The 13,884-nt window shown below is 68.9% G+C and carries 13 protein-coding genes and 1 tRNA gene; 7 read left to right on the top strand and 7 right to left on the bottom strand.

Going from position 1 to position 13,884, the window contains the following annotated elements; translation table 11 throughout:
* The first annotated feature begins 2 nt into the window (after window positions 1–2).
* Window positions 3–1,139 carry a PilT/PilU family type 4a pilus ATPase gene (locus AC07SQ_RS21425; RefSeq protein WP_062482331.1) on the top strand — a complete coding sequence of 379 codons (1,137 nt, stop codon included), beginning with the start codon at window positions 3–5 and terminating at the stop codon, window positions 1,137–1,139.
* 68 nt (window positions 1,140–1,207) lie between these two features.
* Complete coding sequence (locus tag AC07SQ_RS21430; protein WP_495272776.1) at window positions 1,208–2,116, top strand: NAD(P)-dependent oxidoreductase; 909 nt, start codon at window positions 1,208–1,210, stop codon at window positions 2,114–2,116.
* 30 nt (window positions 2,117–2,146) lie between these two features.
* On the opposite strand, the gene AC07SQ_RS21435 is transcribed toward AC07SQ_RS21430, so the two are convergent.
* The 3 genes from AC07SQ_RS21435 to AC07SQ_RS21445 form a co-directional block, all read right to left on the bottom strand.
* Window positions 2,147–2,944, bottom strand: coding sequence for a BON domain-containing protein (locus AC07SQ_RS21435; RefSeq protein ID WP_495272777.1), 798 nt, complete (start codon window positions 2,942–2,944; stop codon window positions 2,147–2,149).
* Window positions 2,941–3,582, bottom strand: a complete 642-nt coding sequence (locus AC07SQ_RS21440; protein ID WP_062482322.1) for an SIS domain-containing protein — start codon at window positions 3,580–3,582, stop codon at window positions 2,941–2,943. The genes AC07SQ_RS21435 and AC07SQ_RS21440 overlap by 4 nt, the downstream gene beginning before the upstream one ends.
* 85 nt (window positions 3,583–3,667) lie before the next feature.
* Window positions 3,668–4,039, bottom strand: coding sequence for a YraN family protein (locus AC07SQ_RS21445; protein WP_139701305.1), 372 nt, complete (start codon window positions 4,037–4,039; stop codon window positions 3,668–3,670).
* Window positions 4,040–4,085: 46 nt separating this feature from the next.
* On the opposite strand from AC07SQ_RS21445, the gene rsmI reads away from it, so the two are divergent.
* The gene (gene rsmI / locus AC07SQ_RS21450; RefSeq protein ID WP_495272778.1) at window positions 4,086–5,051 is read left to right on the top strand and encodes a 16S rRNA (cytidine(1402)-2'-O)-methyltransferase; all 966 of its coding nucleotides are present in this window, start codon (window positions 4,086–4,088) and stop codon (window positions 5,049–5,051) included.
* A gap of 3 nt (window positions 5,052–5,054) precedes the next feature.
* Here the strand turns inward: rsmI and AC07SQ_RS21455 are convergent, their stop codons facing one another.
* The 4 genes from AC07SQ_RS21455 to AC07SQ_RS21470 form a co-directional block, all read right to left on the bottom strand.
* Window positions 5,055–5,783, bottom strand: a complete 729-nt coding sequence (locus AC07SQ_RS21455) for a glutathione S-transferase (RefSeq protein WP_495272779.1) — start codon at window positions 5,781–5,783, stop codon at window positions 5,055–5,057.
* Window positions 5,784–5,872: 89 nt separating this feature from the next.
* A complete protein-coding gene (locus AC07SQ_RS21460) occupies window positions 5,873–6,100 on the bottom strand; it encodes a hypothetical protein (protein WP_062481748.1) in 228 nt (75 codons plus the stop codon).
* Between the two features lie 161 nt (window positions 6,101–6,261).
* A tRNA-Arg gene (locus AC07SQ_RS21465) sits at window positions 6,262–6,336 on the bottom strand.
* Between the two features lie 42 nt (window positions 6,337–6,378).
* Window positions 6,379–7,044, bottom strand: a complete 666-nt coding sequence (locus AC07SQ_RS21470) for a TetR family transcriptional regulator (RefSeq protein ID WP_370869694.1) — start codon at window positions 7,042–7,044, stop codon at window positions 6,379–6,381.
* Window positions 7,045–7,226: 182 nt separating this feature from the next.
* Between AC07SQ_RS21470 and AC07SQ_RS21475 the strand changes: the two genes are divergently transcribed.
* The 4 genes from AC07SQ_RS21475 to AC07SQ_RS21490 all read left to right on the top strand — a co-directional run bounded on the left by AC07SQ_RS21475 (window position 7,227) and on the right by AC07SQ_RS21490 (window position 13,849).
* Window positions 7,227–8,528, top strand: a complete 1,302-nt coding sequence (locus AC07SQ_RS21475; RefSeq protein WP_495272780.1) for an efflux RND transporter periplasmic adaptor subunit — start codon at window positions 7,227–7,229, stop codon at window positions 8,526–8,528.
* 15 nt (window positions 8,529–8,543) lie between these two features.
* Complete coding sequence (locus AC07SQ_RS21480; protein ID WP_495272781.1) at window positions 8,544–11,711, top strand: efflux RND transporter permease subunit; 3,168 nt, start codon at window positions 8,544–8,546, stop codon at window positions 11,709–11,711.
* A complete protein-coding gene (locus tag AC07SQ_RS21485; protein ID WP_062481759.1) occupies window positions 11,704–13,128 on the top strand; it encodes an efflux transporter outer membrane subunit in 1,425 nt (474 codons plus the stop codon). Before AC07SQ_RS21480 ends, AC07SQ_RS21485 begins: the two co-directional genes overlap by 8 nt.
* Before the next feature lie 115 nt (window positions 13,129–13,243).
* Window positions 13,244–13,849: a c-type cytochrome gene (locus AC07SQ_RS21490; RefSeq protein ID WP_062481762.1), complete on the top strand. Its 606-nt coding sequence runs from the start codon at window positions 13,244–13,246 to the stop codon at window positions 13,847–13,849.
* The last annotated feature ends 35 nt before the right edge of the window (window positions 13,850–13,884 follow it).

The following is a 13,884-nucleotide window of genomic DNA, read 5'->3' on the forward strand; positions in this document are numbered from 1 at the left end:
TCATGGAACGCGATCAAGCCAGCCAGTTCATCAACGACCTGCTCAAGCTCATGGTGAGCCGCAACGGCAGCGACCTGTTCATCACCGCCGACTTCCCGCCGGCCATCAAGGTCGACGGCAAGGTCACCAAGGTGTCGCAGCAGGCGCTGGGCGCGCAGCACACGCTGGCGCTCACGCGCTCGATCATGAACGACCGCCAGACGGCCGAGTTCGAGCGCACCAAGGAGTGCAACTTCGCGATCTCGCCGACCGGCATCGGGCGCTTTCGCGTCAACGCCTTCGTGCAGCAGGGCAAGGTCGGCATGGTGCTGCGGACCATTCCCGCCAAGCTGCCGACCATCGACGGGCTGGGCATGCCGCAGGTGCTCAAGGACGTGGCGATGACCAAGCGCGGCCTCACCATCCTCGTGGGCGCCACGGGCTCGGGCAAGTCGACCACGCTGGCCGCGATGATCGACTGGCGCAACGAGAACTCCTACGGCCACATCGTCACGGTGGAAGACCCGGTCGAGTTCGTGCACCCGCACAAGAACTGCGTGGTGACGCAGCGCGAAGTGGGCATCGACACCGACAGCTGGGAAGCGGCGCTGAAGAACACGCTGCGCCAGGCGCCCGACGTGATCCTGATGGGCGAAATCCGCGACCGCGAGACCATGGAGCATGCCGTGGCCTTCGCCGAAACCGGCCACCTGTGCATGGCCACGCTGCACGCCAACAGCGCCAACCAGGCCCTGGACCGCATCATCAACTTCTTCCCCGAAGAGCGCCGCGCGCAGCTGCTGATGGACCTGTCGCTAAACCTGCGCTCGCTGGTGTCGCAGCGGCTGGTGCCCACCGAAGACGGCCAGGGCCGCGTGGCCGCCGTCGAGATCCTGCTGAACACGCCGCTGATCTCCGACCTGATCTTCAAGGGCGAGGTGGGCGAGATCAAGGAGATCATGAAGAAGAGCCGCAACCTGGGCATGCAGACCTTCGACCAGGCGCTGTTCGACTTGTTCGAAGGCAACGCGATCAACTTCGAAGAAGCGATCCGCAACGCCGACTCGGCCAACGATCTGCGCCTGCAGATCAAGCTCAACAGCCAGCGCGCGCGCAGCACCGACCTGGCGGCCGGCACCGAGCACTTCGCGATCGTCTGAGGCCGCCCCGCCGGCGCACCGCGGGGCGCGCCGGTCTTGTTTCTTTCTTTGGCTTTAAGCTGTCGGCCATGAGCAGCATCAACCCCCGCACCTACGAATCCGTTCCCGCCCAGACGGTGGCCTTTCTCGGCCTCGGCGTCATGGGCGGGCCCATGGCCGGGCACCTGGCCAAGGCCGGCCACACGGTCACGGTCTACAACCGCACGCCCGCCAAGTCGCAGGCCTGGGTCGCCGAGTTCGGCGCGCCCGGCCGCCACGCCCCCACCCCGCGCGAAGCGGCGGCCGGCGCGGACATCGTGTTCTGCTGCGTCGGCAACGACGACGACCTGCGCTCGGTGGTGCTCGGCGACGACGGCGCCCTGGCCGGCATGAAGCCCGGCGCCGTGCTCGTGGACCACACCACGGCCTCGGCCGACGTGGCGCGCGAGCTGTCGAAGGCGGCGCAGGCGCGCGGTCTGCACTTCATCGACGCGCCCGTGTCGGGCGGCCAGGCGGGCGCGCAGAACGGCGCGCTCACCGTGATGTGCGGCGGCGACGCGGCCGTGTTTGAACGCATCAAGCCGGTCGCGATGGCTTTCTCGCGCGCGGTCACGCTGCTGGGCGACAGCGGCGCGGGCCAGCTCGCGAAGATGGTGAACCAGATCGCAATCGCGGGGCTGGTGCAGGGCCTGTCGGAAGCCATCGCCTTCGGCCAGCGCGCCGGCCTGGACATGGAAGCCGTGCTCGGCGTCATCGGCAAGGGCGCGGCCCAGAGCTGGCAGATGGACAACCGCGGCAAGACCATGATCGAAGGCAAGTTCGACTTCGGCTTTGCCGTCGACTGGATGCGCAAGGACCTGGGCCTGGTGCTCGACGAAGCCAAGCGCAACGGCGCGCGCGTGCCGGTGACGGCGCTGGTCGACCAGTTCTATGCCGACGTGCAGCAGGCCGGCGGCAGGCGCTGGGACACTTCGAGCCTCATCACCAGGCTCAAATGAAAAAAGCCCGCGGAAGCGGGCTTTTGGGTTTCAGCGGACCGGCGAGGTCGTCGCGCCACCGGCCGGCGCGGGCAGAGGCTCCATCGGCGGCAGCGGCACGCGCGAACCCGAGGAGGCAGCACCCGGCGTCGATGGCGTCGCATTGCTCACCGGTGCGGGGCCCGTGCCGCCGCGCTGCGCAGCGGACTGGTTGGCCGCCTGGCTCGCGGCGAGGTCGGCCTCGCTCACCACCTCGACCACGCGCACGACCTTCGCCACGCCCGTCACGCCGCGCGTGATCTCGGTGGCGCGGTCGGTCTCGCGGCGCGTGGCGATGCCCATCAGGTAGACCGTGCTGCGCTCGGTCACGACCTTGAAGGAGTTGGCGAAGATGTCCTTGGCGTCGAGCAGCGAGGCCTTCACCTTGCCGGTGATGTACAGGTCGTTCGAGCGGTCCTGGAAGGTGCTCGGGGCGCCGATGGTGAGTTCATTCACCACCGAGCGCACGTTGACCACGCGGCTCACCTCGTCCTCGACGCGGCGGCGGTCGGCGTCGTTGCCAACGGCGCCGGTCAGCAGCACCTGGCGGTTGAAGCTGGTGACGCTCACGTACATGTTGTCGTTGGCGATGTCGCGCACGCGGGCCGCGGCGCGCAGCTCGATGCCCTGGTCGTCGAGCTGCGCGCCCGAGCTGCGGCGGTCGGTCGCCACCATGCCCACGCCCACCACCGCGGCGCCGCCCACGACGAGCGGCACGCAGGCGGACAGTCCGGCCACCAGGGCCGCGCCCAGGGTGAGCGCCAGGGCGAAACGTTGGGTCGAGGCCTTGGTCAGGGTCGTCATGGTCATGAGGAAACTTCCTGTTCTCCGAGTAACTGGGCATCCACGCCGTCGCACAGGCAATGCAGCGCGAGCAGGTGGATTTCGTGAATGCGCGCCGCACGCTCGTGCGGCACGCTGATCTGTACATCGGTTTCGCGCAGCGCGCGGCCGATGGCGCCGCCGGTGCCGCCGACGCCGGGCGCCGCGGTGGCCAGCCCCGTGGCGGCGTTGCCGAGCAGCGCCACCACCGTCATGTCGCGCTCATGCGCGGAAAGCACGGCAGCCAGCACCGCGGACGACTGCCCGCTGGCGCTGAGCACCAGCAGCACGTCGCCGGCCTGGCCGAGCGCGCGCACCTGGCGCGCGAAACGATCGGCATCGGCGGCCTGCGGGCTGTCGGCCGCCGGGTCGGTGGTGTCGCCGGGCAGCGCAATGGCGCCCAGCTCGGGGCGCTCGCGTTCGAAGCGGCCCACGAAGTTCGAGGCGAACTGCGCGGCCAGCAGGCCCGACACGCCGGCCCCGCAGGCCAGCACCTTGCCGCCGCTGGTCACGCAGGCCAGCAGGGCCTGCATCGCTTGAGAGATGGGTTTGCTGAGGACCGGGCCGGTCTGGTATTTGAGGTCGGCACTGTCGATGAAGTGCTGCTGAATCCGTTGCTCGAGCATGGGGCGCGATGATAACTGGGGGTCGTGAAACAAGAAGTTTGAGTGGTGGAGCCTTCAGCAAGGCTTCAGTTCCCTGGCGGGTGCGTCAGCCGGCGTCGAAGGCGGCTTTCAGCCAGGTGATTTTCTCCTCGATCAGCACCACATCGAAACGGCATGGCGGCAATGCGCGCAAACGGCCCAGGTAGTGCCGCGCGGCCAGCACGATGCGCCGCTGCTTGCCCGCCGTGATGCTGCCGCCCGCGCCGCCGTGCGAGCCCGCGCTGCGCTGTCGCACCTCGACGAACACCAGCGTGCCATCGCGCGGATCGCGCATGATCAGGTCGACCTCGCCGCCGCCGCGCCCCGGAGTCCGATAATTGCGCGCGACCGGCACGAGGCCGGCCTGGCGCAAGTGGTCGAGCGCGGCGTCTTCCGCCGCATCTCCGCGATGCTTCGTGGTCGTGGTGCTGGTCGTCATGGCTCCCTGCCCTGTTCTTGTTTTCGCTGCCCTACGGAGAAACCTCTTGGCTTCACTCGCCCCTGCTTCCTTCGGCGCGGCCCTGCCGGCCGCGCTCGACGCCGCGGGCGCGCAGCATTATCCGCAGGGCACGCTGTACGTCGTCGCCACGCCGATCGGCAACCTGGCCGACATCACGCTGCGCGCGCTGCACGTGCTGCAGCTGGTGGACGCCGTGGCCTGCGAGGACACGCGCCACACGCAGAGCCTGCTGCGCGCCTACGGTATCGAACGCCCCGGCGCGCAACTGCTCGCGGTGCACCAGCACAACGAGGCCGAGGCCGCACAGGCCGTGGTCGCGCGGCTCGCGCAGGGCGAGCGCATCGCCTACGTGAGCGACGCCGGCACGCCCGGCGTGAGCGACCCCGGCGCGCGCCTGGCCGCCGCCGTGCGCGCGGCCGGCCAGCGCGTGCTGCCGCTGCCGGGCGCCAGCAGCGTCGTCACGCTCGTGAGCGCGGCCGGCCTCGTGGCCGAGGGCGGCGAGAGCAGCCACGCGCACAACAGCAGCGCCTTCGTGTTCGCGGGCTTCCTGCCGAGCAAGTCCGGCGAACGCGACACCGCCGTGCAGGCCCTCGCGCAGGAGCCGCGCGCCGTGGTGCTGCTGGAAGCGCCGCACCGCATCGACAGCCTGGGCCGCGCGCTGGCCGTGCTGGGCGAGCGCCGCATCACCGTGGGCCGCGAGCTCACCAAGCAGTTCGAAGAAATCGCCACCGTGGCCGCCAGTGCGCTGCCCGACTGGTTCGGCGCCGACCGCGACCGCACGCGTGGCGAGTTCGCGCTGGTGCTGCACCCCGTGGCGGTGAGCGGCGACGGCGGTGCGGAAGGCGAGCGCGTGCTGCGCCTGCTGCTGGCGGAACTGCCGGTGAAGACCGCCGTGAAGCTGGCCGCCGAGATCAGCGGCGCGCCGCGCAACACGCTGTACGAGCTGGCGCTGCGCATCCGCAACGAAGCCGGCGACGATGACGGCGCGTAGCCCTCAACCGTCCAGCTCGGCGTAGCACCGAAAGATCCCGTCCTCGTTGAACGCGATGCGTCGGGGGCTTTGCAGGTAGTCATGCACGCGCTGGCGTCGCCGGATGTTCGCGTGCAGCCTCACGACCGCGGGCGTGGCGTCGAGCGCTCGCGCAGCGGCCTTGGGAAAGGCGTACTGCAGGCCTTCCACCAGCTGGAACAGCGACAGGTCGGCATAGGTCAGCACGTCGCCGACCAGGTGCAGGTCGCCCGAAGGGTTGCGCTGCAGCACCTGCTCGAACCAGTTCAGGAATTTCGGAATGCGCGCTTCGCGGAAGGCACGCGCACGCTGAAGGGCCGCGTCGCGCTGGTCTTCGTAATAGTCGCCGGTCGATATCGGGTGATGGGTGTCGTGCGCCTCGGCCACCGCGTCGGCGATGGTGAGCTGCAGCTGGTGGGTCCACAGGCCGTCGGATTCGCCGATGCCGGCCAGCCCGAGCTTGGGGCCGAGGTACAGCAGGATCGCGGCGGTCTGGCCGACCACGATGTCGCCGTCGACAAGGAACGGCGGTGCGAACGCGGCGCGCGGGTTGCCGGGGTCGCCGAGCCGTCGGCCCAGCGCGGACTCACCACCGCCTTGCGAGGCGGGCAGCCGCGCGACATCGACGTAGTCGGCGCCCGCGGCCTCGAGGGCGAGCCGCACGAACTCGCCGCGGCCCTGGATCGTGGGCCAGTAATGAAGTTGGTATGCCATGCGGCCATGGTGTCAGGGCCGACGGGGCGCTGCAACCGATGACCGGCTGCGAGGGATGTCAGATCAGGCGGCGAAGGCGCGCGGCCGGCTCACCAGAACTTCCACCACGGGCGCGGCGGCTGGCGCAGGGCCAGGGGGCGGGTGTCCAGGTCGGCGCTCTGGCTCGGCGGAATCGAATCGCCGAAGCGGCGGCGCATCTCGGCCTCCAGGGCATGTGCGATGCCGCGGGCCTGTTTCTCGCCGCGCAGCGCGCGCCGACGCCATTCGGCGGCGTGTGCTGCGAGGCTGGTTTCGTCCAGTTCGGAGAGCTCCATCATGCGGGGAATTTTTACATGCGTGCGTCCGGGTGACAGGGTGCAACGGCGTGTCACGGCCCGGTCGCGCGGATCTCCGGATCGGCCTTGTCTTGCAAGGCCGCGCCGGGTCGGGGAAGAAGTGAAAAAACCGGAAGCCCTTGCGGAATTTCCGGTCTTGAAGGTGGTCCCGCCGCCAGGAATCGAACCTGGATCTCAGCCTTCGGAGGGCCGAATTCTATCCGTTGAAATACAGCGAGAGGGGTGCTCCGGAATGCACCGGAGCCACACATTATGGCCTATCAGGCCGCGGTGGTTTCCGCGTCGTGCGCCGTCGGGACGCCACCGGCCGGCGTGCGCGGGAAACCGAGCCCGGCCAGGTAGACACGGAAGGTGCGCCGGCCGGTCGACACGAGGTCGAAGGCCGTGGGGTCGAGCAACCAGTTCTGGATCAGCCCGCCCATCAGGGCGTGCATGCCCTGCGCCGCGACCGCACCCGGCAACGGCAGCCGGATGCGGGCGCGCCGCGCGGCCAGCCGCAGGGCCTTTTCGAAATCGACCACGCAGGCGTTGCGCGCGTCCAGGTGGCGCTGCTGCACCGAAGCCATGTCGTGCGTGTACTCGACCTTGTGGGTCGCGATGTCGAACACGCGCCGCACCTGCGGGTCGGCGACCATGAGCGTCAGCGCATGGATCAGGCCTTCCTCGATCTCGACCAGCGGGTCATCGCCGGGGATGTCGCTCTTGGGCGGCGTCTCCAGCGGCAGGATCACGCGCTCCATCATGGCGTTGAACAGGTCGGCCTTGTCCTTGAAGTGCCAGTAGATGGCGCCCCGGGTCGCGCCGGCCTGCTGCGCGATCTGCTGCAGCGTGGTCTGCGAAACACCTTGCGCCTGAAACAGAAGCTCTGCGGCATCGAGTAATCGATTCCGCGTCGCCAGTGCTTCTTCCTTCGTACGACGTGCCACCAAGTCTCCTGATTTGTAAAGCGAACGCCCTTTGCGTATCGTGGGGCCATTGCATGGCTGTCACTATACATCCATGAATGTATGTAAACTAGCGCGCTTCTCGGATGGCCCACCTGCCCGTGCTGGTTTACGGATCTCTCCCGCAAACGCGCCATCTCCCGTCTTCGCATCAAAGGAATCACATGCCTCTTCTGCATGTCTCGCGTCAACCGTCCTTGTCGTTTTCGCCGCGTCTCGCGACCGTGGCCCTCGTCTCCCTTCTGTTCCTGGCCGCCTGCGGCAAGAGCGAAGCCCCGGCCGGTCCGGGCGGCGGTGGCGGTGGCGCCCGTCCGGCGCCTGAAGTCGGCGTGGTGACGGTCAAGCCCACCGACGTGGGCCTCGTGACCGAGCTGCCCGGCCGCCTCGAAGCCTCGCGCATCGCCCAGGTGCGCGCCCGCACCCCGGGCATCCTGCTCAAGCGCGAGTTCCGCGAAGGCAGCGACGTGAAGGCCGGCCAGTTGCTGTTCCGCATCGACCCGGCACCGCTGGTGGCCGCCACGCAGAACGCCCAGGCCGCTCTGGCCCGCGCCGAAGCCAACGCCGTGCAGGCCAAGGCGCTGGCCGACCGCTACAAGCCGCTGGTCGAGGCCAACGCCGTGAGCAAGCAGGAATATGCAACGGCCGTGGCCTCCGCCAAGACGGCCGACGCCGACGTGGCCGCCAACCGCGCGCTGCTGCAGACCGCCAAGATCAACCAGGGCTACGCCGATGTCACCTCGCCCATCGCGGGCCGCATCGGCCGCGCGCTGGTCACCGAAGGCGCACTGGTCGGCCAGGGCGACGCCACCGAGCTGGCCGTGGTGCAGCAGATCAACCCGCTGTACGTGAACTTCACGCAGTCGGCCTCCGACGTGCTCAAGCTGCGCCGCGCCGTGGCCGCCGGCCAGTACAAGCGTGCGAGCGGCGAAGAAGCCGCGAGCATCCGCGTGGTGCTCGAAGACGGCACCGACTACGGGCAGGACGGCAAGCTGCTGTTCTCCGACCTCACGGTCGACCCGACCACGGGCCAGGTCACGCTGCGCGCCGAGATCCCGAACCCCAAGGGCGAGCTGCTGCCCGGCCTGTACGTGCGCGTGAAGCTCGAGCAGGCCCAGGTGACGAACGCGATCACGGTGCCGCAACAGGCTGTCACGCGCACCCAGCAGGGCGACCACGTGACGGTGGTCAGCGCCGACGGCAAGCTGAGCCAGCGCACCGTGAAGATCAGCGCCGCCAAGGACAACCAGTGGGTGGTGCTCGACGGCCTGAAGGCCGGCGAACAGGTGATGGTCGACGGCTTCCAGCGCCTGCAGATGATGCCGCCCGGCACGCCCGTGAAGGCGGTGCCTTGGCAAAAGCCGACGCCGAACGGCGCGGCTGCACCCGCGGCACCGGCACCGGCAGCGTCCGCTGCCGCAGCGGCACCCGCCGCCAGCCCGGCTTCGGCCCCGGCTGACAAGAAGTAATCAGGAGCGCCTCGCATGGCCAAATTCTTTATCGACCGACCTATCTTCGCGTGGGTGATCGCACTGTTCATCATCGTGGTGGGCGGCGTCGCCATCACGCAGTTGCCGATCTCGCAGTACCCGCCGGTGGCCCCACCGGCCATCGTGATCAACGTCGCCTACCCCGGTGCCTCCGCGCAAACGCTCGAGGACAGCGTGCTGTCCGTGATCGAGCGCGAGATGAACGGCTCGCCCGGCCTGATCTACATGGAATCGGTGGCCCAGGCCGACGGCACCGGCGCCATCACCATCAGCTTCGAGGCCGGCACCAACGAAGACCTCGCGCAGGTGGACGTGCAGAACCGGCTCTCGCGCGCCACGCCGCGGCTGCCTTCGGCCGTGACGCAGCAGGGCGTGCGCGTGGACAAGTCGCGCAACAACTTCCTGCTGTTCGCGATGCTGTCCTCGGACAACCCCGACTTCGACCCGGTGGCGCTCGGTGACTACGCCGCGCGCAACATCGTGCCGGAACTGCAGCGGATCGACGGCGTGGGCCAGGCCCAGCTGTTCGGCTCCGAGAACGCGATGCGCATCTGGATCGACCCGGCGAAGCTGCAAGGCTTCAACCTGTCGGCCAACGACGTGAATGCCGCGATCCGTGCGCAGAACGCCCAGGTGGCGTCGGGCACGCTCGGCGACCTGCCGAACATTCCCGGCCAGGCGATCTCCGCCACCGTCACGGTGAACGGCCAGCTCAACAGCGTCGAGCAGTTCCAGAGCATCGTGCTGCGCGCCAACACCGACGGCTCGACCGTGCGCCTCAAAGACGTGGCGCGCGTCGAACTCGGCGGCCAGAACTACGCCACCTCGGCGCGCCTGAACGGCGTGCCCGCGGTCGGTATCGGCGTGCAGCCCACGCCGACCGGCAACGCGCTGAAGTCGGCCAAGGCCGTGCGCGCCAAGATGACCGAGCTGGAACGCTACTTCCCCAAGGGCGTGAAGTGGGACATTCCTTATGACAGCTCGCGCTTCGTGCAGATCTCGATCTCCGAAGTGGTGAAGACGCTGTTCGAGGCCATCGCGCTGGTGTTCCTGGTGATGTTCCTGTTCCTGCAGAACTGGCGCTACACGATCATCCCGACCATCGTGGTGCCGATCGCGCTGCTGGGCACCTTCGCCACGCTGCTCGCATTGGGCTTCTCGATCAACGTGCTCACCATGTTCGGCATGGTGCTGGTGATCGGTATCGTGGTGGACGACGCCATCGTGGTGGTGGAGAACGTCGAGCGCATCATGAGCGAAGAGGGGCTGTCGCCGCTCGACGCCACGCGCAAGGCGATGCAGCAGATCTCGGGCGCCATCATCGGCGTGACCGTGGTGCTGATCTCGGTGTTCGTGCCGCTGGCCTTCTTCGCGGGCTCGACCGGCAACATCTACCGCCAGTTCTCGGCGGTGATGGTGGCCTCGATCGGCTTCTCGGCCTTCATGGCGCTGTCGCTCACGCCGGCGCTGTGCGCCACGCTGCTCAAGCCGGTGGAAGCCGGCCACCACCATGAGAAGCGCGGCTTCTTCGGCTGGTTCAACCGCGGCTTCTCGCGCACGGCCAAGGGCTACGAAGGCGTGGTCGCGCGCATCCTGCGCCGCGCCGCACGCTACCTCGTGATCTACGCCGCGATCATCGGCGCCGTCGCGTACTTCTACACGCACCTGCCGAGCTCGTTCCTGCCCGAGGAAGACCAGGGCAACATCATCGTGAACGTGCAACTGCCCCCGGGCGCGACGCAGGAGCGCTCGCTGTCGGTGATGCAACAGGTCGAAGGCTTCATCCTGAAGCAGCCTGAAGTGCAGAGCATCGTGAGCGTGATGGGCTTCAGCTTCTCCGGCCAGGGCCAGAACGCAGGCCTCGCCTTCGTGACGCTGAAGGACTGGGAAGAACGCAAGGACCCGGCCAACTCGGCCAGCGCGCTGGCCGGCCGTGCCTTCGGTGCGCTGTCGGGCATCCGCGACGCCTTCATCTACCCGCTGAGCCCGCCGCCGATTCCCGAACTGGGCAACGCCAGCGGCTTCAGCTTCCGCTTGCAAGACCGCGCGGGCGCAGGCCACGAGGCGCTGATCAACGCGCGCAACCAGCTGCTGGGCATGGCCTCGCAGAGCAAGATCCTCGCGCAGGTGCGCCCTGACGGCCTGGAAGACGCGCCGCAGCTGGAGATCGACATCGACCGCGACAAGGCCAACGCCCTGGGCGTAAGCTTCGACGCGATCAACAGCGCGCTGTCGACCTCGCTGGGTTCGAGCTACATCAACGACTTCCCGAACCGCGGCCGCCTGCAGCGCGTGGTGGTGCAGGCCGATGCGCCGGCACGGATGCAGCCGGACGACCTGCTGCGCCTGAACGCCGTCAACACCAAGGGCCAACCGGTGCCGCTGTCGGCTTTCGCGACCACCAAGTGGGTCTCGGGCGCCACGCAGACCGTGCGCTACAACGGCTACCCCGCCATCCGCATCAGCGGCGACGCGGCGCCGGGCCAGAGCACGGGCGCGGCCATGGCCGAGATGGAAAAGCTCGCCGGCCAGCTGCCGCAAGGCTTCGGCTTCGAGTGGACCGGCCAGTCGCGTGAAGAAAAGCTCGCCGGCTCGCAGGCCATGATCCTGTACGGCTTCGCGATCCTGGCGGTGTTCCTGTGCCTGGCCGCGCTGTACGAGAGCTGGTCGATCCCGCTGTCGGTGATCCTGGTGGTGCCGCTGGGCGTGCTGGGTGTGCTGGTGGCGACGATGCTGCGCGCCTATTCCAACGACGTGTACTTCCAGGTGGGCCTGATCACCATCATCGGCTTGTCCGCGAAGAACGCGATCCTGATCATCGAGTTCGCGAAAGACCTGCAGGCGCAGGGCCGCGGCGTGGTCGAGGCCGCGCTCGAGGCCGCGCACCTGCGGTTCCGTCCCATCATCATGACCTCGCTGGCCTTCGGCCTGGGCGTGCTGCCGCTGGTCCTGGCTTCGGGCGCAGGCTCGGCGAGCCAGCGTGCCATCGGCACCGGCGTGCTCGGCGGCATGGTGACCGGCACGGTCCTGGCCGTGATCTTCGTGCCGGTGTTCTTCGTGGTGGTGCGCACGCTGTTCAAGGGCAGCGCGCGCCAGCACGAGGCCGACAAGCGGCATGCGGCAGCGGCCGGCATCACGGGAGACACCACACACCATGACTAAGAAACCTCTGATCCCTACCGTGCTGGCCGCCGCGATGCTGCTGGCAGGCTGCTCGCTGATTCCGACCTACGAGCGCCCCGCGGCGCCGGTGCCGACGACCTACCCGGGCGACCCGGCGCAGCCGTCGGGCCCCGCCGCGGCCGCCCTGCCCTGGCAGGACTTCTTCACCGACCCGCGCCTGGCGGGCCTGATCCAGACGGCGCTGGCGAACAACCGCGACCTGCGCGTGTCGGTGCTCAACATCGAGCAGGCGCGCGCGCAGTTCCAGATCGAACGCTCGGCGCTGTTCCCGGCGCTCGGCCTCACGGGCACGGGCTCGCGCTCGAGCCCCAACGCCTACCAGGCGATCGATCCGACGCAGGGCAGCGTGGCCTCGCAGTACGCCGTCAACTTCGGCTTCACCGCGTGGGAGCTCGACTTCTTCGGCCGCATCCGCGCGCTGAAGGACCAGGCACTGTCGCAGTACCTGGCCACCGAAGAGTCGCGCAAGGCCGCGCAGATCAGCCTGATCGCGGCCGTGGCCAGCGGCTGGCTCACGCTGCTGGCCGACGACGAGCTGCTCGAGATCACGCGCCAGACCATGGTCACGCGCGACGAGTCGGTGCGACTGACCAAGCTGCGCTTCGACAACGGCGTGTCATCCGAGATCGACTTCCAGGCCGCGAACTCGCAGGCCGAGACCGCGCGCGCCGCCTATGCGCAGCAGCAGCGTGCCCGCCTGCAGGACGAGAACGCGCTCGCCCTGCTGCTGGGCGCACCGGTGCCGGCCGAGGCCACCGCCGGCGGCACCAAGGGACTCGCGGGCATCCGCCCGATGCCCGACGTGCCGGCCGGCCTGCCCTCCGACCTGCTGACCGAGCGGCCCGACATCCGCGCGGCCGAGCAGCAGCTGATCGCGGCCAACGCCAACATCGGCGCGGCGCGCGCGAACTTCTTCCCGCGCGTGTCGCTCACCAGCTCGATCGGCACCGCGAGCAGCGAGTTCTCGAACCTGTTCGACCGCGGCACCAAGGCCTGGAGCTTCGCGCCCACGGTCACGCTGCCGATCTTCGATGCGGGCCGCAACATCGCGGGGCTCAACTCGGCCAAGGCCGGGCGCGAGATCGCGGTGGCGCAGTACGAGAAGTCGGTGCAGACCGCGTTCCGCGAAGTAGCCGACGCACTCGCGGGCCGCGCCACGCTGGGCGAGCAGGCACGCGCGCAGACCGCGCAGGCCGACGCCGAGGCGGTGCGCTACAAGCTGTCCGACCTGCGCTATCGCAACGGCATCGCCAGCGCGCTCGACCTGCTCGACGCACAGCGTTCGCTGTTCACGGCGCAGCAATCGGCAGTGGCCACGCGCCTGCTGCAGCTGCAGAACCAGGTCACGCTGTACAAGACGCTGGGTGGCGGCTGGGCCACACGCAACAACGGTTGAGACACCTGCGCGTCCGATATGGAGAGGTCAATTGCCCGCGCGGGCAAAGGGCCTCTCTATAATCGCCGGTTGGTTAGAAAAAGCCCCCGACGAGCCCCCCGTTATTGAGGACGCCATGAGCGCAGACCCGCACAACCAGGCCACAGAAGAAGCCCATACCGGCCCGATCAAGAACCCGAAGCAACTGCTGCTCGCGGTATTTTTCTCTTTCATCATTCCGATCCTGATCATCGTGGGCCTCGTGTCCTATGTGGTCTCGGGCACCAAGCCCGCCGGTACCGCGGAGGGCGACAACATGGCGCTCTACGGCGTGACCAAGGAATCGCGCGACCGTGAAGTGGCCGAGCGCCTCAAGAAGGTCGGCTCCATCGAGATCCGTGACGCCAACCGGCCGCTGGCCGCTGGCGATGCCGTGTTCAAGGCCCAGTGCGTGGCCTGCCACGGCGCGCCCGGCATCCCCGGCGCCCCGCACCTGAACGACGCCGCAGCCTGGGGCCCGCGCATCGGCCAGGGTTACGCGACGCTGCTCGAGCACGCGCTCAAGGGCAAGGGCGCGATGCCCGCCCAGGGCGGCGGCGACTTCGAAGACATCGAAATCGGCCGTGCCGTGGTGTACCTGGCCAACGCCGGCGGCGCCAAGTTCCCGGTGCCGGACCGTCCGGCAGCGGCCGCCGCGCCGGCCGAAGGTGCGTCGGCTGCGGCCAGCGCGCCTGCCAAGTAAGCGATCGACGGCGCCTCGCGCCCATGAAAAAACCG

The organism is Variovorax sp. GW821-FHT06D12 (assembly GCF_059419205.1).